This window comes from Stenotrophomonas muris (assembly GCF_052751275.1).
Genome location: NZ_CP199879.1, coordinates 2,436,678 through 2,459,074, shown reverse-complemented (window position 1 = coordinate 2,459,074; position 22,397 = coordinate 2,436,678). Strand labels below are relative to the sequence as shown.

At 64.8% G+C, this 22,397-nt stretch carries 13 protein-coding genes, 1 tRNA gene and 1 pseudogene; 12 read left to right on the top strand and 3 right to left on the bottom strand.

From position 1 onward, the window contains the following. The first annotated feature begins 74 nt into the window (after nt 1–74). The 6 genes from ACUVWL_RS11395 to ACUVWL_RS11370 all read left to right on the top strand — a co-directional run bounded on the left by ACUVWL_RS11395 (nt 75) and on the right by ACUVWL_RS11370 (nt 11,119). Complete coding sequence (locus tag ACUVWL_RS11395) at nt 75–2,948, top strand: autotransporter domain-containing protein (RefSeq protein WP_445978355.1); 2,874 nt, start codon at nt 75–77, stop codon at nt 2,946–2,948. Nucleotides 2,949–3,045: 97 nt separating this feature from the next. Beyond that, on the top strand, nt 3,046–4,047 hold the full coding sequence (locus ACUVWL_RS11390) for a 2-hydroxyacid dehydrogenase (RefSeq protein ID WP_445978354.1): 1,002 nt from the start codon (nt 3,046–3,048) through the stop codon (nt 4,045–4,047). 221 nt (nt 4,048–4,268) lie between these two features. After that, nucleotides 4,269–9,656, top strand: a complete 5,388-nt coding sequence (locus ACUVWL_RS11385) for a hypothetical protein (protein WP_445978353.1) — start codon at nt 4,269–4,271, stop codon at nt 9,654–9,656. Between the two features lie 10 nt (nt 9,657–9,666). Then, nucleotides 9,667–10,635 (top strand): RHS repeat domain-containing protein, encoded by a 969-nt coding sequence (locus ACUVWL_RS11380; RefSeq protein ID WP_087786596.1) that lies wholly within the window; start codon nt 9,667–9,669, stop codon nt 10,633–10,635. Continuing rightward, nucleotides 10,632–10,958 (top strand): hypothetical protein, encoded by a 327-nt coding sequence (locus ACUVWL_RS11375; protein WP_041863164.1) that lies wholly within the window; start codon nt 10,632–10,634, stop codon nt 10,956–10,958. The genes ACUVWL_RS11380 and ACUVWL_RS11375 overlap by 4 nt, the downstream gene beginning before the upstream one ends. An 85-nt stretch (nt 10,959–11,043) precedes the next feature. Continuing rightward, nucleotides 11,044–11,119 (top strand) — tRNA-Thr (locus tag ACUVWL_RS11370). A 95-nt stretch (nt 11,120–11,214) separates the two neighbouring features. Here the strand turns inward: ACUVWL_RS11370 and ACUVWL_RS11365 are convergent. Both ACUVWL_RS11365 and ACUVWL_RS11360 read right to left on the bottom strand, forming a co-directional pair. Continuing rightward, nucleotides 11,215–11,549 (bottom strand): annotated as a pseudogene (locus ACUVWL_RS11365) (hypothetical protein). A 13-nt stretch (nt 11,550–11,562) separates the two neighbouring features. Next, nucleotides 11,563–12,198 (bottom strand): GyrI-like domain-containing protein, encoded by a 636-nt coding sequence (locus ACUVWL_RS11360; RefSeq protein WP_262224945.1) that lies wholly within the window; start codon nt 12,196–12,198, stop codon nt 11,563–11,565. Between the two features lie 355 nt (nt 12,199–12,553). Here ACUVWL_RS11360 and cyoA point away from each other — a divergent pair, with 355 nt between their 5' ends. Genes cyoA through cyoD form a run of 4 tightly spaced genes read left to right on the top strand, consistent with a single transcriptional unit; the run spans nt 12,554 to nt 16,570 of the window. Beyond that, entirely contained in the window at nt 12,554–13,594 is a 1,041-nt protein-coding gene (cyoA, locus tag ACUVWL_RS11355) for a ubiquinol oxidase subunit II (protein ID WP_014646391.1), read from the top strand. Between the two features lie 2 nt (nt 13,595–13,596). Next, the gene (cyoB, locus tag ACUVWL_RS11350) at nt 13,597–15,594 is read left to right on the top strand and encodes a cytochrome o ubiquinol oxidase subunit I (protein ID WP_032956371.1); all 1,998 of its coding nucleotides are present in this window, start codon (nt 13,597–13,599) and stop codon (nt 15,592–15,594) included. Beyond that, nucleotides 15,591–16,229 (top strand): cytochrome o ubiquinol oxidase subunit III, encoded by a 639-nt coding sequence (cyoC, locus tag ACUVWL_RS11345; protein ID WP_014646393.1) that lies wholly within the window; start codon nt 15,591–15,593, stop codon nt 16,227–16,229. Before cyoB ends, cyoC begins: the two co-directional genes overlap by 4 nt. Then, nucleotides 16,229–16,570, top strand: a complete 342-nt coding sequence (gene cyoD / locus ACUVWL_RS11340; RefSeq protein ID WP_005415725.1) for a cytochrome o ubiquinol oxidase subunit IV — start codon at nt 16,229–16,231, stop codon at nt 16,568–16,570. The genes cyoC and cyoD overlap by 1 nt, the downstream gene beginning before the upstream one ends. Nucleotides 16,571–16,790: 220 nt before the next feature. Here cyoD and ACUVWL_RS11335 read toward each other — a convergent pair whose 3' ends face one another. Further along, nucleotides 16,791–18,848 (bottom strand): putative bifunctional diguanylate cyclase/phosphodiesterase, encoded by a 2,058-nt coding sequence (locus ACUVWL_RS11335; RefSeq protein ID WP_049404407.1) that lies wholly within the window; start codon nt 18,846–18,848, stop codon nt 16,791–16,793. A 149-nt stretch (nt 18,849–18,997) separates the two neighbouring features. Here ACUVWL_RS11335 and radA point away from each other — a divergent pair, with 149 nt between their 5' ends. Together radA and ACUVWL_RS11325 are read left to right on the top strand one after the other, a co-directional pair. Continuing rightward, nucleotides 18,998–20,374 carry a DNA repair protein RadA gene (radA, locus tag ACUVWL_RS11330; protein ID WP_445978352.1) on the top strand — a complete coding sequence of 459 codons (1,377 nt, stop codon included), beginning with the start codon at nt 18,998–19,000 and terminating at the stop codon, nt 20,372–20,374. 132 nt (nt 20,375–20,506) lie between these two features. Then, entirely contained in the window at nt 20,507–22,366 is a 1,860-nt protein-coding gene (locus ACUVWL_RS11325; RefSeq protein WP_049441477.1) for an ATP-binding protein, read from the top strand. Nucleotides 22,367–22,397: the final 31 nt, after the last annotated feature.

Below are 22,397 nucleotides of genomic sequence, written 5' to 3'. Positions count from 1 at the left end.
CTGCACTGGGGGAGGGCGCACCGTCCGGACGTTGAACTTTCGACCCGTGCGTTGCGGGTGGAGAGAGAGAACACATGAAGCATTCGAAGTTGAGCCTGGCCCTGGCAGCGTTGCTGGGCATCACCGCCATGGCGGCGGTTGATGACGTCATGGCAATGAATTATCACGTGCAGGACGATCGCGTCTTCCTCAGCGGCGGCGTAACCGTTGCCGATGTGGTGGCGCTGCCCGCGCTGCTGGCCAAGGCGCAGGCCGAAGGACGCCCGATCCGCGAAGTCGTGCTGCGCACGTCCAACGGTGGCGCGCTGATCGCCGGCGAGTGGCTGCAGGCGGTGATCCGCACCCAGGGCCTGGACACGATTGTGTCCGGTCACTGCATTTCGTCCTGCTCGATCATGCAGTCCGGCGGCGTCAACCGTTATCTCGGCGGCGACCTGCCGCTGGTCGATTCGGTGCAGATCCATGCCGCCAGCAGTGGTGGCAGGATCACCTACGCACCGTCGCCGCGCATGACCCAGATCTACACCGGCAACTATGGCGGCGGCATGGATGCCGGCCTGCTGCACAAGGCCATGTATGAGGTGGTGCGGCCCAATGGCCTGCTGGTGTTCCGCGACCCGGCGCGCACCACGGGTACATCGGTCACCTTCGATCCGGATGGCAGCGGCAGCAAGCTGGAGTCGTTCCCGGGCCAGGACATCCGCGGCAACAACATCATCAACACGGCAGGCTATCGCGATCCGGGCGACACCCTGCATGTGACCAGCAACGTCAGCGGCGACATCAATCCGGGCTACCTGCGCACCGCGCGCCAGTTGCAGGCCTTCGTCGACGACGATTTCGCGCGCTGGAACACCGACTGGGCCAGCACCTACATCAACTACGCGGTGAGCCTGTACAACGTCTCCACGCGGGGGCCGAACGGCATCGGCACGCAGTCGCTGCAGCAGCTGCTTGCCGACCCCGACCTCCAGGATGAGCTGCGCGGCCAGTTGCGGCTGGCCGATCTGGATGCGTCCACCCTGGCAGGTTCGGCGGGCGTGATCCGTGTCAGCAATGGCGCCACCTGGCGCACCGCCGAAACCACCGGCGCCGATTTCATGCTGGTCGACAACGGCACCATCGCGCTGGAGGGCGGCGCGCTGCGTACCCCCGAGCTGCGGGTGATGCCGGGCAGCGTGGTGGTTGGCCATGGCGATATCGCATCGGTCGGCACCGACAGTGATGCGTTGCTGGATGGCACCGGCCCGTCCTGGCGCGAAGACGGCTTCAACCGACTGCGCGTGTTCGGCACGCTGATGCCGCGTGGCGGTGATCTGGTGACCCACGGCTACGTCAACATCATGCCCGGCGGGCAGGTGCTGTTCGATGTTACCGAGGCCGGAGGCACCGGCAGTGGCCGCCTGCGCGTCGGCAGCTTCTACGATGGCGGGGCCGAAGAGGGGGCGCTGGTGATCGCGCAGGGCGCACACCTGGCGTTGAACGTCGCCCAGGGCTTCTATGCCGGCGGCTACCGCCGCGATCTGGTGGAAGGGCCGATCTACCAGGGCGGTTTCCAGGATGCCGTGCGACTGGGCGACACCGGCTACAGCGCCAGCATCACCGCGGGCGAAGTATTCCGCCCGCGCCACAATTCGCTGCTCAGCTTCAACGTCAACCAGACGGCCGACGGGCTGTGGCTGACCGCCAACCCGGGCTTCGATCAGCTGGGCCTGTTTGCCAACGGCACCTCCGGCGATGGACTGGGGCGCGCGCTGGCAGCCGCATCGGATCGCCAGGACAGCGGCCTGAAGTCGCTGCTCGGCGCACTGCAGTTCGCCGACCGCGATGTGATCGCACAGCAGGCCGGCGCCCTGCGCGGTGATGCACACGCCAGCCTGCGCCTGGCCGACAATGCACTGCTGGGCAGCATCGGCAACGTGGTGCAGCAGCACCAGGCGGCGATGCGCAGTGGCGGCGATGCCGATGGCCTGGCCTCGCAGGCGGCGCAGTCGGTGTCGGCGCAGCCGGGCATGCGCCATGGCAGCCTGTTCAACCAGCTGGCCATGCATCTGGTCGAGCCGGCCGGCGAGGCTGCTGGCGACAGCCGCGCGGCGGGTGGCAGCCGTGGCCTGTGGGCGCGCGGTTTCGCCAGCCATGGCCGCATCGACGCCGACGGTGGTGTGGCCGGCCTGAGCCATAACATCGGCGGCATCGTGGTCGGTGCCGACACGCGCGTGGCCGATGACCGCGTCACCCTCGGCGTCAGCGTGGCCGCCGCGGATATGTCGACCAAGGCCAGCGATGGCTCCGGTTTCAGTGGCGACGTGCGCGCGCTGGATGTGGGCGGCTACCTGGATGCGACCTATTCGCGTGGCTACCTGTCGGCGGCCGTGCGCTACACCGACCTGCGCCACGATACCCGCCGCAGCCTTTCGGCCATCGATGGCCTGCAACAGCCGCTGCGTGCCCGATACAGCAACGACGCGATCTCGGCGCGGGTGGAGCATGCGTTCTCCTTCACCACCGGCAAGGGACTGGTGATCCAGCCGCTGTTGCCGGTGGTGGATTACGCGCGGACCTCGGCCACCCGCTTCAACGAAGGGCAGGGCGCTGGCGCGCTGGTGGGGCGCAGCGGCAGCCTGGAGAGCATCCGCGTGGGTGCCGGCCTGCAGCTGTTCAAGACCTTCGAGGGCAACAACGGCGAGCGCATCACCCCGCGCGCCCGCGTGGTCTGGCAGAAGGAGCTGGGCGATTCACAGGCGCGCTACAGCACCGGTTTTGCTGCGGCCCCGGACCTGGTGTTTGGTGCCAGCAGCCAGGCCGTGGGCGAACAGGTGCTGGCCTGGAACGTGGGCGTGACCAGTCGCGCCAGCGAGCGCCTGTCGATCATGGCCGACTACGTGGGTGAGCGCCGCGACGGGCAGATCCAGAACGGCGTGATGCTGGGCCTGGGCTACCGGTTCTAAGCGGTACCCGGCCCCGGCGATATGCGTATCGCCGGGGCCATCCCATCAGGGCAGGTGCTGCGGTATGGTCGGCAGGGAACTCCCGCCAGGCCCCGTCATGCAGATCGCCGTTTTCAGTGCCCGCCCCTACGATCGTCGTTTCCTCGACGAGGCCAACCAGCGCGATGCGGCCGGGCAGGGCTTTGCGTTCGTGTACTTCGATGCCGCGCTGGACGTGCATACCGCTGCGTTGGCACAGGACTGCGCCGCCGTCTGCGTGTTTGTCAATGACCGCCTCGACGCGCCGGTACTGCACGCGCTGCATGCGCTGGGCGTACGCGCCGTACTGCTGCGCTGTGCCGGCTTCAACAATGTGGACCTGGCCGCCGCGAAAGCGCTGGACCTGTTCGTCGCACGGGTGCCGGCCTATTCCCCCGAAGCCGTGGCCGAGCACGCGCTGGCGCTGGTGATGACGCTCAACCGGCAGACCCATCGCGCCTACAACCGCGTGCGCGAGGGCAACTTCATGCTCGATGGCCTGCTCGGGCGCACCCTGCATGGGCGCACGGTCGGCATCGTCGGCACCGGCAAGATCGGCCTGGCCACCGCGCGCATCTTCCATGGCATGGGCTGCACCGTGCTGGGGCATGATCCGTATCCGTCGCCGGCCTTTGCCGGCGTGGGCGACAGGGTTGGACTGGATGAACTGCTGGCGCGCGCCGATATCGTCTCGCTGCATTGCCCGCTGACGCCCGATACCCAGCACCTGATCAACGACGCCTCGCTGGCGCGGATGAAGACCGGCGCGATGCTGGTCAACACGTCACGCGGAGCGCTGGTCGATACCCATGCGGTGATCCGCGCGCTGAAGTCGCGGCGGCTCGGCCACCTGGCCATCGACGTCTATGAGCAGGAAAGCGCGCTGTTCTTCCAGGACCTTTCCGGCGAGATCATCGACGACGAGGCCTTCCAGCGCCTGATGACCTTCCCCAACGTGCTGGTGACCGGCCACCAGGGCTTCTTTACCGTTGAGGCGCTGCAGGAGATCTCGGCGATCACGCTGGGGAACCTGCGGGATTTCGCGGAGGGGCGGGTGTGTGCGAACCGGGTGAGGGCTTAGCAGACACGATGCGGAAATGGGCCTCGCCCATTCCTCGCTTGGGGTATTTACTTTGGATGAATATCATATGAAGCTGTCGTGAAGGGGCTTGTGCCCCTGAAGGTACAGGGGGGCGCAAGGGACGGCGCAGCTACTTTCCGGCCGGAACATGACGCCAGCACACGTCGGTGGATTACCGAACGTCTGGTGATTGCCGACGCATTTGGACAAAGGGATGTTCCATGCGTATCTGGCAGTGGCAGGCGTTGTTGGGCGCGGCATTGGCCATGTCATCCGGGGGGAGCTGGGCGAGCAGCCCGGTTACCCCGCATACCGAGTACTACAAAAAGATCAAGAACGGCGAGGGGCTGGCACCGCTGAACTCGAGCCTGTTCGGGGATAGCATCAGCCCCAGCTCGGGGTCGACCGAATTTGTCGTTACCGACATCGACCTGCCAGGCAACAACGCGCTGCCGGTGCGATTGCAGCGTCGCCTCGCTGTGCAGTCCTTCAAGGACCGGCAGCCGTTGGGGGGATTCGGCAGCTGGGACATCGAAGTCCCCTACATGCACGCCACCTTCGACTCCATCTGGAAGTGGAACGAGTCGGGTAATGGCGCCACCCAGCGTTGCTCGCAGACCTTCTACCCCAAGACGCGTACCGGCGTGGGCACCTTCGAGATTTGGACCGGCGTGCAGGTGCGTGTCCCCGACCAGGGCGAGCAGGAGATGCTGCTGATCGCCAACGCCTCCAACCCGAAACCCACCAGCGGTGAAACCTATCGCTGGGGTACTCGGGGCAACATGCGCCTCAGTTGCCTGGGCTCGACGGCCAATGGCTATCCCGGCGAAGGATTCCTGGGCGTGGATGCATCGGGGAATCGCTACTTCTTCAATGTGGGGATTGAACGAACGGCTGGCTTCATGGAGCTGGGCCAAGGCATGGGGTCCAAGCTGGTGCGTGTTCTGCTGATGGCCAGCCGGGTCGAAGATCGCCACGGCAACTGGGTAGCCTATGACTATTCGGGCGACAAGCTGGTTGGCATTCGCGGCAGTGATGGTCGCGCCATCTCCATTGCCTATGCCGGGGACCGCATTGCCAGTGCGGCAGCCAATGGCCGTACCTGGAGCTACGAGTACAACGAAGGTTCCGGTGGGATGGGATTTGCACGCTGGCCCGCGCTGCGCGCCGTCCAGCAGCCTGATGGCGCGCGCTTGGGCTACGAATACAGCTGGCAGGACGGTGGGTTCGGTGGCCTGAATCCGGAATATCAGAGCTGGGATGGCGAACCGAAGCTCTGCACCAAGCCCACGTTCGAGCAGTCTGGATTCAGCCTGATCGCGACCCACCCATCTGGAACGCGTGGACAGTTTGAGTTCAAGTACCTGCGCCGCACCCGGCTGGGTGTAAAAAGTACCGCTTGCGCAGACATGGGCGGTGGGCGCTACGCGCAACGCGCCTCCAATGCGTTCGACCTCTTCGCGATCACCAGCAAGACGCTGACGGGGCCGGGCTTGGGCAACCTGACCTGGACCTACGAGTCGGGTGGGTATGACTCGGGTCTACCGAATTCCGCGGTGTCGACGATCGTGGAACCGGATGGTACGCGCCGTCACAGTGTGTTCGGACGAAAACTCGATGAGAACGAGGGGCAGTTGTTGCAGGAGGCAGTGCGTGCTCCGGACGGTCAGATCGTCCAGGTCACCACCAATACTTATATGAGTTCGGACGAGGTCCAGGCCGGACCGTTCCCGGACAGCTACGGTTCGATGACCGCAGCCGATGATCCCTTCGCCGTCAAGATTCGTCCCCTGAAGCAATCTGTGCTCAGCCAGGATGGCGTCAACTTCGTCAACACGACCGATCAGTTCGACGCGCATGTGCGGCCGGTGGTGCATACCGAGAGTAACTCGTTGGGACGCTCGCGGACGCTGAGAACCACCTACTTCGACGACACCGGCCGCTGGATACTCGGCCAGGTCGGGCGCAGCACACAGAGCGTTGGCGGCGTTGAGATCGAGACCGAGCGTACCGAGTTCGACTCGATGGCGCGCCCGCAACGCACCTACGCCTTCGGCGTGCTGCAGCAGACGCTGGGCTATCACGCCGATGGCACGCTCGCCTCCGTGGCCGATGGCAAGGGCAATACCATTGCGCTGGGCAGCTGGAAGCGCGGCTTGCCGCAGAGTGTTGCGTACCCGGACGGCAGCAGTGCCTCGCTGCAGGTGGATGACAATGGCTGGGTGCGCACGGCGGTGGAGCCCAATGGTGCCAGCCGGAGTTTCGACTACGACGGGATGGGCCGGATCGTACTGGCGACCCAGGCCGCCAATGACAGCGTGGCCTGGAATCCTTCCACAACGCGGTTCTTCCAGGTGGCGGGCGCGGAGATCGGGCTGGAAGCAGGCCATTGGAAGCGCGAGTCCAGTACCGGCAACGCACGCGCGGTGACGTACTACGACGGGTTGTGGCGCCCAGTATTGGAAGAGTCGTTCGACGCTGCGGACCGTGGCGGTACATTGCGCCAGACGGTGACCCGCTATGACAGCAATGGGCGCCCGGTTTTCACCTCCTATCCGACGCGCACGGCGTCCGACTTCCGCTCGGCGCTGCCCGGCACCTATACCGGCTATGACGCACTCGGGCGCCCCAATCGCAGCGAGCAGGACAGCGAACTGGGGCGGCTTGTCACGACCACCGAGCAACTTGGCGGAGGCAGCGTAAAGGTGACCAATCCGCGCGGCATTGCCACCACCACCGACTACCTGATGTACGGCAAGCCCAGCCAGGACACGCCCATCCGGATTCTCCACGCTGAGGGAGTGGTGACGGAGATTCAGCGCGACACGCTGGGCAAGCCGCTGTCGATCCTGCGGCGCAACTACGATGGCAGCGTCAGTGTGCGGCGGCAGTATGTCTATGACGGCGCCCAGCGCCTGTGCAAGAGCATGGAGCCTGAGACCGGTGCAACCGGCATGGGCTACGACGCCGCAGGCAATCTGCTCTGGTCTGCCTCGGGCCTGACGTTGCTGGGCCCTCAATGTGAGAGCGAGGCTGCCTATGCGTCGCCTTCGCGGGCTGACCGGACCTACGACAGCATGAATCGCTTGCTGACGCTGCGCTTCTCGGATGGCCAGGGTGATCAGGACTGGAACTACTGGCCTGGCGGGAAAGTGAAGCGTGTGCAGACCCGCAACAACGGCGCCATCACCACCAACGACTACACCTACAACCTGCGCGGACTGCCCACGTCCGAGAGCGTGGCCTACGACGGTGGCGAGGCCTGGGCGCTGGGCTATGGCTACGATGCAAACGGTGCCTTGGCAACCCATGTGCAGCCGTCCGGCCTGACGATCGACTACGGCCCGAATGCGCTGGGGCAGCCGACGCGAGCCGGAGCCTTCGCCACCAACGTGCGCTATTACGCGAACGGCGGCATGAGCGGCTTCACCTATGGCAACGGCGTCGTGCATCAGATGACGCAGAACGCGCGCGGCCTGCCCGATCGCAGCACCGACAGTGGTTCAGGTGGCAAGGTCATCGATGACGGCTACGACTACGATGCCAATGGCAATGTGGCGGCCATCAGTGACGGCCTGCCGGCAGCCCCTGGAAACCGCGACATGCGCTACGACGGCCTGGATCGTCTGACCACGGTGACGGCGGCCAGCTTCGGAAACGCAAGCTATGCGTACAACGTTCTGGACAATATCGTCACCGCCAGCGTCGGCGCACGGCGGCAGTCCTTTGAGTACGACTTCAACAATCGGTTGACGAACGTGCGGGATGTCGGCAGTGGTGCGACCGTGACCGGGCTTGGCTATGACAGCCAGGGTAACCTGAAGATCCGCAATGGCGTCGCGTTCCGGTTCGACTACGGCAATCGCCTGCGCGAGGTCGATGGCAAGGAGGCCTATCAGTACGACGCGCATGGACGCCGCACCCTGGCCAGTGCGCCCAATGGCAACATTCGTTCCCTCTATGGGCAGGATGGCGTGCTGCGCTATCAGCACGATCAGCGCCAGGCGAAGGGCTTTGACTATATCCAGCTCAACGGCAGCCTTGTTGCCAAGCGTGCCGTGGATATCGCGCCTGCAGCACTGGTCGTAACGGTTCCGGGTTACAGCGCGGACGGTGCGTTTGCGGTGCAGTGGACAGCCGTTGCCGGTGCGCAGCGTTACGAGGTGCAGGAGTCGGGTGGCGGTGACTGGCAGGCTGTCTATCAAGGGCCTGCGCTGAACGTTTCGCTGGCCGGGCGAAGCTCCGGCGTCTATCGCTATCGTGGCCGTGCCTGCAATGGCACTGTCTGCGGTGCTTGGGGTGTGGAAGCCTCCATCCAGGTGGAGCTTGCTCCCACCGCTGCGCCGGTGATCACTGCACCGGCGCAAGGTATCAACGGAACCTATTTCCTGAGCTGGTCAGCGGTACAGGGTGCCGCCCGCTTTGTGCTTGAAGAGGCCGTGGGTGGTGGATGGAGCGTGGTCTTTGATGGTGCTGGCCGCACCTATCAAGTGACCAGCAAACCGGCAGGCACCTATCGCTATCGGGTCAAAGCATGCAATCCACAGGGCTGCGGCGTCTACTCGGCCGAAGCGGCGATTACCGCGCTGTATGCCCCATCCGTACCCGCACTGTCGGTACCTGCTGCGAGCTACAACGGCAGCTACGCCGTCTCTGTTTCGAGCGTGGCACAGGCCAGCAGCTATCGCATTGAAGAACAATTCAACGGAGCAGCATGGACTGAGATCAACCGGATCAGTGGGAATCAACTGGCCATCAGCGGACGAATCGCCGGCAGTTACGCCTATCGTGCCTTTGCATGCAATGACGCCGGGTGCAGTGCGTCAAGCGCCGTAGGCAGTATCGTCGTGACATTGCCACCGGTCCAAGCCACGGCGATCAATCTCGGTGGCGTGAGCTACAGTTCAACCGTGAGCATGTGGTGGGGCGCAATCCCCGCAGCGACGAGCTACCAGCTGATGGAGCAGCTCAATGGGGGTGGCTTCGGACTCGCCCAGGAAGACGGTGCGACCGCCGTGGCCCGAGGCGGCCGCTGGCCGGGACAGTGGGACTACCAGGTGCGTGGCTGCAATGTCGCCGGTTGCGGACCGTGGTCCGCGGTAGCGGGCGTGCGCGTGATTGGTCCTCCGGCGACCCCGGTCCTGCGCGTGCCGGATGGGGTGGGAATCGGCGCGGCTTACTCGATCTCCCTGCTGGAAGTGGCGGACGCGACGCGCTATGAAATCGACGAAAGTACTGACGGCGCCAACTGGTCGCTGATTGCGGGGGATCGAGCCGTTTCCCTCAGCAAGGGCGGCGGAGGCAACTTCTACTACCGTGGTCGTGCTTGCAATCCCGCAGGCTGCAGCCCCAGTTCTGCTGCTGGCCTGGTTGCGATTTCCAGTGCGCCGGCCGTACCTACGGGTGTGAGGATCGTAAAGAGCGGCCCCAACATCTGCTCGGTCATCTGGAATGCGTCGCCGGGTGCCACCTACTACAACATGCGTTCAAGCAGCGGCGGCGCGACCTATAGGGCAGAAGGCATCGGCTACGACCTCGATACGCGCTGCCAGGGTGGTTACAAGGTGCGTGCCTGCAACGCGCAGGCGTGCTCGGCCTGGTCGAACTGAGGTGGGCGCGATGAACGCAGGAATGAAGATGCTGGTGAGTCGAACCGTAGGTGGGGCCGCGCTGATTCTGGGTGGACTGTTCAATCAGGCTGCTGCGGAGACGATTACCTATATCCATACCGATGCGTTAGGGTCACCGGTCGCTGAGACTGACGCGGCTGGCAGCGTTATCCGGCGTACCACCTATGAGCCCTATGGCGCCGTGGTTGGTGGGTCCGTTGCTGATGGGCCTGGCTATGCAGGGCACGTGAGTGATGCTTCGACGGGCTTGAGTTACATGCAGCAGCGGTATATGGATCCAATCCTTGGTGTGTTCCTTAGTGTGGATCCGGTGTCGCCCCAAAGCGATTCGGTGGGAGCATTCGGACGCTACAGGTATGCCAATTCGAACCCATATCGCTACTTTGATCCCGATGGCCGGCGAGCATGTGGCAAAGACACTGACTGCCAGTTGGAGCAGGGGGCATACGGTGGTTCTTCTGCAGGTCGAGGAACGATGGGCACGGGGGCAGTGGGAAGCAGGCAGTCAACTTCGGCGTCACCAAGTTACGGTCGCTCTCCGCAATCGACTGATCCTGCTTGGACGAGAGATCCTGGGCTGAAGCGGCAGATGGAGCGAGCTTGGCAGGACTCCAACCCCGATGCGCCAACTGTATTGTGGGGGCAACCTGGATCGCTGAAGCGGGAACAAGGAGGGTGGATCGTGGCTCCGAACCTGGTTGGCGCCCCTCAATTGATTCGTGCTCAACCTGGTACTCGTGCTCAAATGGGGCAGGATGTGCTTTTCAAGCCTTCAGAGTTTCAGTGTGGTTGCCGAGTTATAGGATTCTTCCATACTCACCCGAATACTCGGGAAGAGGGTTATCGCCCTGCAGCTAACGGGTATGACTATCAGTTCCTTGAAGAAATGGGAGTGCCTGGGATGATTAGAAGTCATGAGGGTTATGAGTTCGTACCTATCATGGAGGGACGCAGATGAAACGCTCAGTCATCTTGAAAGTGGGGCTGCTGTTTTCATTGCTGATGGCAGGCGGCTGTGCAGCGAAGGAGCCCCGAGGTGAGAAGGGGTTGGAAGGGCTAGAAAGATGCGTGACGACAATCGAGACTTACGTCCAAGAGACGAGGGGATGGAAACGGGAGATGTATCGCATTGCGGAGGAGTCTTCCGGCACCGCAGATATTGGCTTCTCAGTCCAGCACGTCCATGACAGGGTTCTGCTGCCAGAAGGTGGACTGAAGTCATTTCATGTTGATCTCGACCAGCGATGTTCCAAGGTCATCCGTGAAAGCCACTATCAGTAGCTGGTAGCGGCTTGTTGGCCCATGAAGAGGGTAGATGCGCAGCCATTGACCGCATGTTGCTTGTAGTCCTACAATGTCCAGCTAGGCCGGAATAGCTCAGTTGGTAGAGCGGCGCATTCGTAATGCGTAGGTCGCAGGTTCGACTCCTGTTTCCGGCACCAGTTGTAATGAAAAGCCCCGGCCTTGGTCGGGGCTTTTTGTTTGCGCCTGCCGGTGATCATTGGATGGTCACCTCACTGAAGGCTGCAAGCCTTCATCAACGTCTCCTCATCCCTGCATCCCGTGCCAGCCACCACGCGAGCTGCCGGAGATAGCCACCTGCTGCTCCGGCCGATGCGCCGATCAGCAGGTGTGTGCGAGCACTCTGGTCCCGCGCACGGCCCACTCCCGCACCCAAGGCAGGACCGCCACCACCTGCGCACCCAGCAACAGCATCAGCACGTCCAGGCCCAGCGCATCCACCACCGGCAACAACGGCAGCAGATCCGGATTGCAGGCCAGCACGATCATCAGCGTGGCACCCAGCACGGCCATCAGGCGGCGCCCGGCGGGCAGGGTGGTCCAGTGCAGCAGTCGGTTGATCAGGTGCATGGCATTCCTTGTGTCATGTGCCGGAATCCTCATCAGGCTTGATCGGCCGCACCGGCTGCCGCAGCACGGTTTTCAACCGCGCCGCGTCGGTCCTGCGCGGGTCGTTCAGGTAGATCTCATGATGGGGGCCGGCGAAGGTGTAACCCAGTGCGGGCATCACTTCGTCATGCAGATGCGCCAGGACGGGGCCTTCGTCGTCGTAGGCGCCCACGTGCAAGGTCTGCAGGCTGGGGCCCTCGGCAAGGATTTCATGGCGGAGGCTGGGCGGCGCATCCCCCAGCTTCGTGCGCGCCTTGCTGATCGCGACCTGCCACTGCGTAGGGCCGATGCCCTCGGGCGTGCGGATCATTACGGTCCAGGCCCACTCATCCTTGCGTCGCGCGATGAAGCTGGCCGGGTCCTCGGCGCTCCACAGCGCCTCCAGCGGTGGCACCACGTAGTCGCGCCCTTCGGCCTTCAGCGCGAACTTCAATGCATAGCTCACCGAATACAGCCACTGCACGGCCTGCAGGTAGGCGGGGGCCGTGTTCGGGTCGCCGCGACCATCGACCATCACGTAGGGCAGGGGCGGCACATCGACCGGTACGAACCTGCCGGCGGGCGGTTGATAGAGCGCCCGGTCGCGCTTCCTGAAGTCGATCTTGTCCATCGGGGGCTTCCTCCTGTGCAGAGCATCCCACGCCAGGTACCCGCCAGTACGCTGAACCGGTTCAGGTGACTTTGCCGAACGAGGGCGAATGGCCCCACGAGCGCGCGGGGCCGCGACGCAGTCCTGGGTCATGCGCCCGTCACACCTGCGCGGTGCGACAACGTGTCGCAGCCAGAATCGGGCCTTTCCTGCGCTCGATCAATGTCAATGCCTTTCTTAAATGGTGGGTGACGGCCTAAAATTGAAAGGCTGACTCGACCCCACCTCCCTGCCTGTCTTCCGGACCGGTGGGACCGGCTTTTGGCCGGAACAGGCAGGGACGGGGAACGGCATTCCCTCGCAATTGGATCGACCGATGATTCCGTTGAAAACCCTTGGGCGCTGGTTGCGCCCGGGCCTGCTGCTGTCGTTGCTGGTGATGCTCACCGGTTGCGATGCGGTGGCCATCCTCAGTCCGAAGGGCCAGATCGGCCAGGATGAGAAGACCCTGCTGATCACGGCCACCGTGCTCATGCTGCTGGTCGTCATCCCGGTCATCATCATGACCCTGACGTTCGCGTGGAAGTATCGCGCCTCCAACACCAAGGCCCGTTACGAGCCGAAGTGGTCCCACTCGACGGCGATCGAGGTGGTGGTGTGGTCCATTCCCTGCATGATCGTGCTGGTGCTGGCGGTCCTGACCTGGCGTTCGTCGCACGCACTGGACCCGTATCGTCCGCTGGATTCGGACGTCAAGCCGGTCACCATCGAGGCGATCTCGCTGGACTGGAAGTGGCTGTTCATCTATCCGGAAGAGAAGGTGGCGGTCGTCAACGAAATCAAGTTCCCGGTCAACACGCCGCTGAACTTCAAGATCACGTCCGATTCGGTGATGAATGCGTTCTTCATCCCGCACCTGGGCAGCATGATCTACTCGATGGCTGCGATGGAGACCAAGCTCCACCTGATCGCCAACGAGACCGGCGAATTCCCGGGCATGTCCTCGCACTACAGCGGCGCGGGCTTCGCCAAGATGCACTTCACCGCCTACTCGGTCACCGATGCCGAATACCGCCAGTGGCTGGACCAGGTCCGCGCCGGTGAGCAGACCCTGGACAAGGCCTCGTTCAAGGCGCTGGGTGAAGCACGCAACGCCGAGTGGTATCCGGTCACCTACTTCGGCAAGACCGAAGAAGGCCTGTTCGACTGGGTCATCGCCAAGCACATGGGCGACAACAAGCATTACGGCATGAAGCACTCGCATGCCGGTGCCGCCGCTGCCGATGCCGCCACCCATGAAGCGCACGAGGGCCATGCCCCCAGTGACGCGCATGATTCCAAGGAATCGGGTGAAAACCTGGATGCCAACGAACACGAACACGCAGGCCATGCCGGCCACGCGGGTTCGGGAGAATGAACATGTTGGGAAAACTCTCTCTTGAGTCGATCCCCCACGATCCGATCGTCCTGACGACGTTGATCGGCGCGGTTCTTGGTGGCCTGGGCGTCGTCGCCCTGATCACCAAGTTCAAGCTGTGGGGCTATCTGTGGAAGGAGTGGTTCACCTCGGTGGATCACAAGAAGATCGGCGTGATGTACCTCATCGTCGCCTTCGTCATGCTGCTGCGCGGTTTCTCCGACGCCATCATGATGCGTACCCAGCAGGCCATCGCCGTCGGTGGCTCCGAGGGCTACCTGCCGCCGCACCACTACGACCAGATCTTCACCGCCCACGGCGTGATCATGATCTTCTTCGTGGCGATGCCGCTGATCACCGGCCTGATGAACCTGGCCGTGCCGCTGCAGATCGGTGCGCGCGACGTCGCGTTCCCGTTCGTCAACTCGCTCAGCTTCTGGCTGTTCGTGTCCGGTGCGGTGCTGATCATGCTGTCGCTGTGGATCGGTGAGTTCGCTGCCACCGGCTGGCTGGCATTCCCGCCACTGTCGGGCATCGAATACAGTCCAAGCGTCGGCATGGACTACTACATCTGGGGTCTACAGGTCGCAGGCCTGGGTACCACGCTGAGCGGTATCAACTTCTTCATCACCATCCTGAAGATGCGTACCCCCAGCATGAAGCTGATGCAGATGCCGGTGTTCACCTGGACCGCCCTGGTGACCAACGTGCTGATCGTCGCTGCCTTCCCGGTGCTGACCATCACCCTGGTGCTGCTGACCCTGGACCGTTACCTGGGTACGCACTTCTTCACCAATGACGGTGGCGGCAACGCCATGCTGTACATCAACCTGATCTGGATCTGGGGTCACCCGGAGGTGTACATCCTGGTCCTGCCGGCGTTCGGTGTGTTCTCCGAAGTCATCGCGACCTTCTCGCGCAAGGCGCTGTTCGGCTACAAGGGCATGGTCTACGCCACCGCCTGCATCGGCGTGCTGTCGTTCATCGTGTGGCTGCACCACTTCTTCACCATGGGCTCCGGTGCCAACGTCAATGCCTTCTTCGGCATCACGACGATGATCATCTCGATCCCGACCGGCGTGAAGATCTTCAACTGGCTGTTCACCATGTTCCGCGGCCGCGTGCACTTCACCACCCCGGTGCTGTGGACCATCGGCTTCATGGTCACCTTCGTCATCGGCGGCATGACCGGCGTGATGCTGGCGATCCCGGCCATCGACTTCGTGCTGCACAACAGCCTGTTCCTGATCGCCCACTTCCACAACGTCATCATCGGCGGCGTGGTGTTCGGCATGTTCGCCGGCATCACCTACTGGTGGCCGAAGATGTTCGGCTTCCGCCTCAATGAGTTCTGGGGCAAGTGCGCGTTCTGGTGCTGGTTCATCGGCTTCTACGTGACCTTCATGCCGATGTACGTGCTGGGCTTCATGGGCATGACCCGTCGCCTGCAGAGCACGGTCAACCCGGCCTATGAGCCGCTGCTGCTGATCGCCGCCGCAGGTGCCTTCATCGTTGGCGCCGGCATCCTGTGCCAGATCATCCAGGTGGCCGTCTCGATCCGCGACCGCAAGAAGACCGTCGACCTGACCGGCGACCCGTGGGATGCCCGTACGCTGGAGTGGGAAACCTCTTCGCCGCCGGCCTTCTACAACTTCGGCACGCTGCCGGAAGTCACCGAGCTGGACGATTTCTGGGAGCGCAAGCAGCGCGGTGAAGCCTGGCCGAAGCCGGCCAAGTACACCGACATCCACATGCCGCGCAACACCGGCACGGGCGTTGTCATCGGTGCCTTCAGCCTGGTGTTCGGCTTCGCGATGATCTGGCACATCTGGTGGCTGGCCATCGTCGGCTTCGTCGGCATGATCGCCACGTTCATCTACCGCACCTTCGACCAGGACGTGGACTACTGGGTCCCGGCCGCCGAGGTGGAACGCATCGAGAACGAACACCGCAAGCACCTGGAAGCCCAGGGCCTGGTGAAGTCGGAGCTGAAGGCATGAGCACCAATACCTCGACCCTGAGCCACGGGCACGCCGCGCACGCGGCGGCCCATGGCCATGACGACCACGAGCACCACGACACCGGCGGCAACACCGTCTTCGGTTTCTGGGTGTACCTGATGAGCGACTGCCTCATCTTCGCCTCGCTGTTCGCCACCTACGTGGTGCTGGCAGGCGGTACCGATGGTGGCCCGACCGCGAAGGACCTGTTCGAACTGCCGTTCGTGGCGTGGGAAACCGCGCTGCTGCTGACCTCGTCGCTGACCTTCGGCCTGGGCATGATCGCCATGCACCGCAAGCAGGTTGGCCAGATGTTCCTGTGGCTGGCGGTTACCTGGCTGCTGGGCTTCGGCTTCATGTGCATGGAAGTCTATGAGTTCCAGCACCTGATCCATCAGGGCTACGGTCCGGACCGCAGTGCCTTCCTGTCGGCGTTCTTCGCCCTGGTCGGCACCCACGGCCTGCACGTCAGCGCCGGCCTGCTGTGGCTGCTGGTGATGTTCGTGCAGCTGAAGAAGTACGGCCTGACCCCGACCAACAAGACCCGCATGGCGTGCCTGAGCCTGTTCTGGCACTTCCTGGACCTGATCTGGATCGGCGTGTTCTCCGTCGTCTACCTCAATGGAGCGCTGTAATGGCACATGACAACCACGCACACGACCACGGCACCGGCGGCGAAAGCCACGGCAGCGTGAAGTCGTACCTGATCGGCTTCGTGCTGGCGGTGGTGCTGACCGTCATCCCGTTCTGGATGGTGATGTCGGGTGATTTCTCGCGCACCGTCAACGGTGTGGTGATCGCGGTCACCGCGGTGCTGCAGATGCTGGTCCACCTGGTGTTCTTCCTGCACCTGGACCGCTCTTCGGAAAGCCGCTGGAACGTCAACGCTGCGGCCTTCACCGTTGTGGTGATCGGCATCATCGTGATCGGCACCCTGTGGGTCATGCACAACATGAACGTGCACATGATGCACTGACGTCCTCGCGACGTTGCCACGCAGAAAGGCCGCCCTCGGGCGGCCTTTCTGTTTGCTGTGGTTGCGCGTTTCGTGCACCCACCAGGCTGGTAGTGCCGGCCGCTGGCCGGCAATTACGCGAAGCCGGCCAGCGGCCGGCTCTACCAGGAGATCCACGCCATGCGTGGATGGGGTCAGAGCCCTTGCCTGCGGCAAGGGATCCGACCCCGGACCTGGCGCCTCACCCCACCCGGCGCAGGAATTCCTCGGCGTCCATCGGTCGGCCCAGGTGGTAACCCTGCAACTGATCACACCCCAGTTCGCTCAGGTACTCGCGCTGCGCCTGCGTCTCCACGCCCTCGGCCACCACCTGCAGCTGCAGGGTGCGGCCCAGCGCGATGATCGACGAGACGATGGCGGCGTCCTCGTCATTGCGCTCCAGGTCGTGCACGAACGCACGGTCGATCTTCAGTTCGGTGGCCGGCATGCGCTTGAGGTACAGCAGGCTGGAATAGCCGGTGCCGAAATCATCGATGGCGATGTGCACGCCCATCGCGGTCAGGTCGTTGAGAATCGCGAGGCTGGCATCGACGTCCTTCATCGCCGTGGTCTCGGTGATCTCCAGGGTCAGCCGCGCCGGTTCGATCCGGTGCCGGTGCAGCACCTCGCGCACGCTGTCCAGCAGTGCCGGCGAGGCGAACTGCAGCGGCGAGAGGTTCACCGCCATTGTCCATTCCGTATGCCCGGCCTGGTGCCATGCCCGCAGCTGCGCACAGGCGCGGTCCAATACCCAGTCACCGATCGGCAGGATCAGGCCGCTGCGCTCGGCAATGGGGATGAACACGTCCGGCGCCAGCAGTCCCAGCTCCGGGTGCTGCCAGCGCAGCAGCGCTTCGGCCCCGGTGGCCGGTGCGCCGGCGGCAGGGAACTTGGGCTGGTAATGCAGGATCAGTTCGTCGCGGGCGATGGCCTTGCGCAGGTCCTGCAGCAGGCGCAGCTGGCGGTTGGCACTGAGCTGCATCGACGGGGTGAAGAAGGTGTAGCCGTTCCGCCCGGTTTCCTTGGTGTGGTACATCGCCGCATCGGCGTGGGCCATCAGCTCGCGCTCGTTGCCGGCGTCATCCGGGTACAGGGCAATGCCAAGGCTGGCGCTGACCTGCAGTTCGGCCGCATCCAGCAGGAACGGTTCGCCGGCCGCGGCGATGATGCGCTCGGCCACCACCACCGCATCGTCGGGAATGTCGATGGCCAGCACGATCACGAACTCATCGCCGCCGAGGCGGGCCAACGTATCCTGCGGTCGCAGCTGGCCGCCGATGCGCTGTGCCACCGCCACCAGCAGGCGGTCGCCGAGCTGGTGGCCGTACGCATCATTGACCGCCTTGAAGCCGTCCAGGTCGCAGAACATCACCGCCACTGCATGGTTGCGGCGCCGCGCCTTCTCGATCGCCTGCTCGATGCGGTCCTGCAGCAGCATGCGGTTGGGCAGCTGGGTCAACGGGTCGTGCAGCGCGGCCTGGATCAGCTTGTCGTTGGCGTGCGCCAGCGAATCGGCCAGCAGACCGGTGCGCACGCGCATCTGCCGGTCGAACAGCGAGGCGACCAGAGCGATGCCCAGCGTGGCCACGGTGGTGACGATCACCAGCACCGCCAGCCAGCGCGTGTCGATGCCGCCACTGCCGACGGCGCCACAGATGCTGCCTTCGGGGAAGCGCGCCGCCGCCATGCCGGTGTAATGCATGCCGACGATGGCCAGGCCCATCACCAGCGAAGCAAGCGCGCGCAGCAGCAGGGTGTTGCGCCGCTCGGCGCGCAGGCGGAAGGCGATCCACAGTGCGGCGCCGGCGGCACCGATGGCCACCGCGATGGAGGCGGCAAACCAGCCCGGGTGGTAGTCGATGCCCGGCTGCATGCGCATCGCCGCCATGCCCAGGTAGTGCATGGTGGCGATGCCCAGGCCCATCAGCACGGCCCCGGCCAGCAGCCGGCGCCACGGCAGGCTGGGCCGCGACACCAGCCACAGCGCATAGGCCGAGGCGCCGATCGAGACCGCCAGCGAGTACAGGGTGATGCCAAGGTCGTAACCCACCGGAATCGGCAGGTCGAAGGCGAGCATGCCGATGAAGTGCATCGACCAGATGCCCAGGCCCATGGCCGCCGCGCCGCCGGCCAGCCACCAGCGGGCCACGCGACCCTCGGCCGTGGCCAGGCGCCCGGCCATGTCCAGCGCCGTGTACGAAGCAAGAATGGCCACCAGCAGGGAGATGATGACCAGGCTCTGACTGTAGCTGCCAGTCATGATGAATCCAGTGGGGGAGGGAGGGGCGCCCGCAAGGCGCACGCCCGCGACCCCTATCGGCGCAGGTGGGCAGGACTTGAGTGGTCGCAGCACCTGCGACCCGGCTCGGCTATCCTGCCACGCCTGTTCCCGTTGCTGGAAATCATCCGATGGCAAAAGCCCGCACCGCCTACGTCTGCAATGAATGCGGCGCCGAATTCAGCAAGTGGCAGGGCCAGTGCACCGAGTGCAACGCCTGGAACTCGCTGTCGGAGATCGTGCTGGAAAGCGCGGCGGCGGCCAAGGCGCCGGCTTCGCGCCGGGCCGGCTGGGCCGGCAAGATCGACCCGCCGAAGATCACCGCCCTGAAGGACGTGGAGCAGACCGAGCATCGCCGGGTCTCCACCGGCATCGGCGAGTTCGACCGGGTGCTGGGCGGTGGCCTGGTCGAGGGCGCGGTGGTGCTGGTCGGTGGCGATCCGGGCATCGGCAAGTCGACCCTGCTGCTGCAGGCGGTGGCGAAGATGGCGGCCGAACTGCCGGTGCTGTACGTCACCGGCGAGGAATCGCTGGCGCAGGTCGCCGGCCGCGCGCACCGCCTGGAGCTGCCGCTGGACGGGGTCAACGCACTGGCCGAGACCGGGGTCGAATCGATCCTGCAGCATGCGTCCAAGGCCGGCCCGCGGCTGATCGTGGCCGACTCCGTGCAGACCCTGTGGACCGAGAGCCTGACCGCCGCGCCCGGTTCGGTCAGCCAGGTGCGCGAGAGCGCGGCGCGGCTGGTCCGGTTTGCCAAGGAGACCGGCACGGCCGTGTTCCTGGTCGGCCATGTGACCAAGGAGGGCGGCATCGCCGGCCCGCGCGTGCTCGAGCACATGGTCGATGCAGTGCTGTATTTCGAGGGCGAGAGCGGCAGCCGCTTCCGCCTGCTGCGCGCGTTCAAGAACCGCTTCGGTGCGGTCAACGAACTGGGCGTGTTCGCGATGGGCGACAAGGGCCTGAAGGAGGTCTCCAATCCATCGGCGATCTTCCTGTCCGGCGGCAGCACCCATCAGCCGGGCAGCTGCGTGATGGTCACCCGCGAGGGCACCCGGCCGCTGCTGGTGGAGGTGCAGGCGCTGGTCGATGCGTCGCCGCTGTCGAATCCGCGCCGTGTCGCGGTCGGCCTGGAGCAGAACCGCCTGGCCATGCTGCTGGCGGTACTGCACCGCCACGGTGGCGTGCTGGTCGGCGACCAGGACGTGTTCGTCAACGTGGTCGGTGGCATCCGCGTGCAGGAAACCGCCGCCGACCTGCCGGTGCTGCTGGCCGTATTGTCCTCGCTGCAGGACCGGCCGCTGGCGGAAAAGACGATTGCGTTCGGCGAGGTGGGCCTGTCCGGTGAGATCCGACCGGTGCCCAATGGCGAAGACCGCCTGCGCGAGGCCGCCACCCATGGCTTCAAGCGCGCCATCGTGCCCAAGGCCAATGCGCCCAAGGGCGGATTGGTGAAAGGCATGGAAGTGATCGCGGTGGAGCGCCTGTCCGAGGCCATCGACGCGGCGTGAGGCACGGGGGCTGCTGCGGGGCCTGCCTCTACATACGTCATATACGGCAACGGTCAGGCTGGCTGTGCTAGTTTTTCCCGCTCGACGAAGGCGCCCTCTGGCGCCTTTCCGTGCCCAGGAGTAAACGATTACATGCAGGACACCGCGCTCACCGCCCCCAACGCCGAGATCCGTCGTGCCGGGGTCGATCTCAATGGACTGATGACGGTGCTGGGCAAGCACCTGTATTCCACCCCGGTGGTGGCGCTGCGTGAGCTGGTGCAGAACGCGCACGACTCGATCATCCGCCGCCGCATCGAGCAGCCCGGCGTCGAGGTGCCTTCGCGCATTTCGGTGCAGGTCGATGCCGGTGCCGGCGTGCTGCGCATCACCGATACCGGTGCCGGCCTGACCCGCCAGGAGATCCACGACTACCTGGCCACCGTCGGCGTCGGCTATACCCGTGGCCTGCGCCAGGGCGGCGAGGATGATGAAGGCCTGATCGGCATGTTCGGCCTCGGCTTCCTGTCGGCCTTCGTGCTGGCGCGCCGGGTCAGCGTGCGTACCACCTCGTACCAGACGCCGGAGCTGGGCCATCTGTACGTGTCCAGCAATGCCGAGCAGTACACCGTCAGCGAAGTGCCGGCACGTGCGGTCGGCACCGAGGTGGAACTGGAGCTGCATCCGGACTTCCTGCCGCTGGCCAACGAGGCGCGCCTGCATGAGGTGCTGGGCCGCTACTGCGCGCTGCTGTCCGAACCGATCTTCATCGGTGCTGCGACCGAAGCGCTCAACCCCGAGCCGCCGCCGTGGCGGGGGCAGGGTGACGTGGCCGTGCACCCGGTGCAGGCACGCCGCCAGGCACTGCAGTTCGCCGCGCGCTTCGAGCACGATTTCGAGCCGATCGTCACCGTGCCGCTGCGTGCCGACGGCAACAGCGATGCCACCGGCCTGCTGTGGGTGCAGGATGGGGCCACCTATGGCACCAGCGACAACCGCAACCTGTCGGTGTTCGTGCGCGGCATGCTGCTGGATGACGATGCCCGTGACCTGCTGCCGCCGTGGGCCGGCTTCATCGGCGGGGTGATCGAATCCTCGCGGCTGACTCCCACCGCCAGCCGCGAAGACCTGCAGCGCGATGACCAGTACCGCGCTGTGCAACATGCCTTGCTGGAGGCGCTGATCGATGGTCTGGCCGACGTTGCGCGGCAGCAGCCGGAGGCGTGGCGACGCGTATTGAGCCGCCACAACGAGGCGCTGCTGGGCGCGGCGCTGTGCGATGACCGCCTGTTCGACCTGCTGATGGAGCATGTGCGCGTGCCGACCTCGCAGGGCGACCTGCCGGCCAGTGCCCTGCCGGCGCGCGGTGCCGTGCATGTCATCCTCGACAATGGCGGTGGCTTCGAAGAGATGCTGTTCCGCGCGATGGGGGTGCCGGTCGCGCATGGCCATCGTTACGCCGTGGTGCCGTTCCTGCGGCGCTGGGCCCAGGCCAAGGGCCTGCGCCTGGTTGAACTCGGCACCGAGCAGGGCAATCGCGCACTGTTCCGCAGCGATGACAGCCTCGACGACGCGCAGCTGGCCTGGCTGCGCGAACAGCTGGGTGATGGCGAGCAGCTGCTGCCGGCGCGTTTCAGCCCGGAAGCACTGCCGGTGGTGGTGGTGCCCGACCGCGAGGCCGAACTGAAGCAGCGCCTGGAAGACGACGAGAACGACAAGCGCGTTTCGATGGCGGCGCTGCGCCTGGCGCGCCAGTTCACCGCACGCATCGAATCGCGCGCACCCTCGCGGCTGTACCTCAACCTCGACAACCCGGCGGTGCAGGCGCTGCTGCGCGCCCAGCGCGAGGGCCACCCGCAGGCCGAAGCGGCGGCACGCCTGCTGCGCTCGCTGAAGATCATCGTCGCTGCGCAGGGCCGTCCCTTGGCCCGGGCAACGACCGCCACGCAGGGCCCGGATCTCAACGGCGCCTTTACCGATATCGCCGGTGCTCTGCAGCAGATGCTGCGCTGAGCACCGCGCCCTCTCATCCAGCCTTCGCTAG

Coding starts and splice junctions, on each gene's coding strand:
- ACUVWL_RS11380 (WP_087786596.1), top strand. CDS start 9,667: ATGAACGCAGGAATGAAGATGCTGGTGAGTCGAACCGTAGGTGGGGCC.
- ACUVWL_RS11390 (WP_445978354.1), top strand. CDS start 3,046: ATGCAGATCGCCGTTTTCAGTGCCCGCCCCTACGATCGTCGTTTCCTC.
- ACUVWL_RS11385 (WP_445978353.1), top strand. CDS start 4,269: ATGCGTATCTGGCAGTGGCAGGCGTTGTTGGGCGCGGCATTGGCCATG.
- ACUVWL_RS11335 (WP_049404407.1), bottom strand. CDS start 18,848: ATGACTGGCAGCTACAGTCAGAGCCTGGTCATCATCTCCCTGCTGGTG.
- cyoA (WP_014646391.1), top strand. CDS start 12,554: ATGATTCCGTTGAAAACCCTTGGGCGCTGGTTGCGCCCGGGCCTGCTG.
- ACUVWL_RS11360 (WP_262224945.1), bottom strand. CDS start 12,198: ATGGACAAGATCGACTTCAGGAAGCGCGACCGGGCGCTCTATCAACCG.
- ACUVWL_RS11325 (WP_049441477.1), top strand. CDS start 20,507: ATGCAGGACACCGCGCTCACCGCCCCCAACGCCGAGATCCGTCGTGCC.
- cyoB (WP_032956371.1), top strand. CDS start 13,597: ATGTTGGGAAAACTCTCTCTTGAGTCGATCCCCCACGATCCGATCGTC.
- cyoD (WP_005415725.1), top strand. CDS start 16,229: ATGGCACATGACAACCACGCACACGACCACGGCACCGGCGGCGAAAGC.
- ACUVWL_RS11375 (WP_041863164.1), top strand. CDS start 10,632: ATGAAACGCTCAGTCATCTTGAAAGTGGGGCTGCTGTTTTCATTGCTG.
- radA (WP_445978352.1), top strand. CDS start 18,998: ATGGCAAAAGCCCGCACCGCCTACGTCTGCAATGAATGCGGCGCCGAA.
- cyoC (WP_014646393.1), top strand. CDS start 15,591: ATGAGCACCAATACCTCGACCCTGAGCCACGGGCACGCCGCGCACGCG.
- ACUVWL_RS11395 (WP_445978355.1), top strand. CDS start 75: ATGAAGCATTCGAAGTTGAGCCTGGCCCTGGCAGCGTTGCTGGGCATC.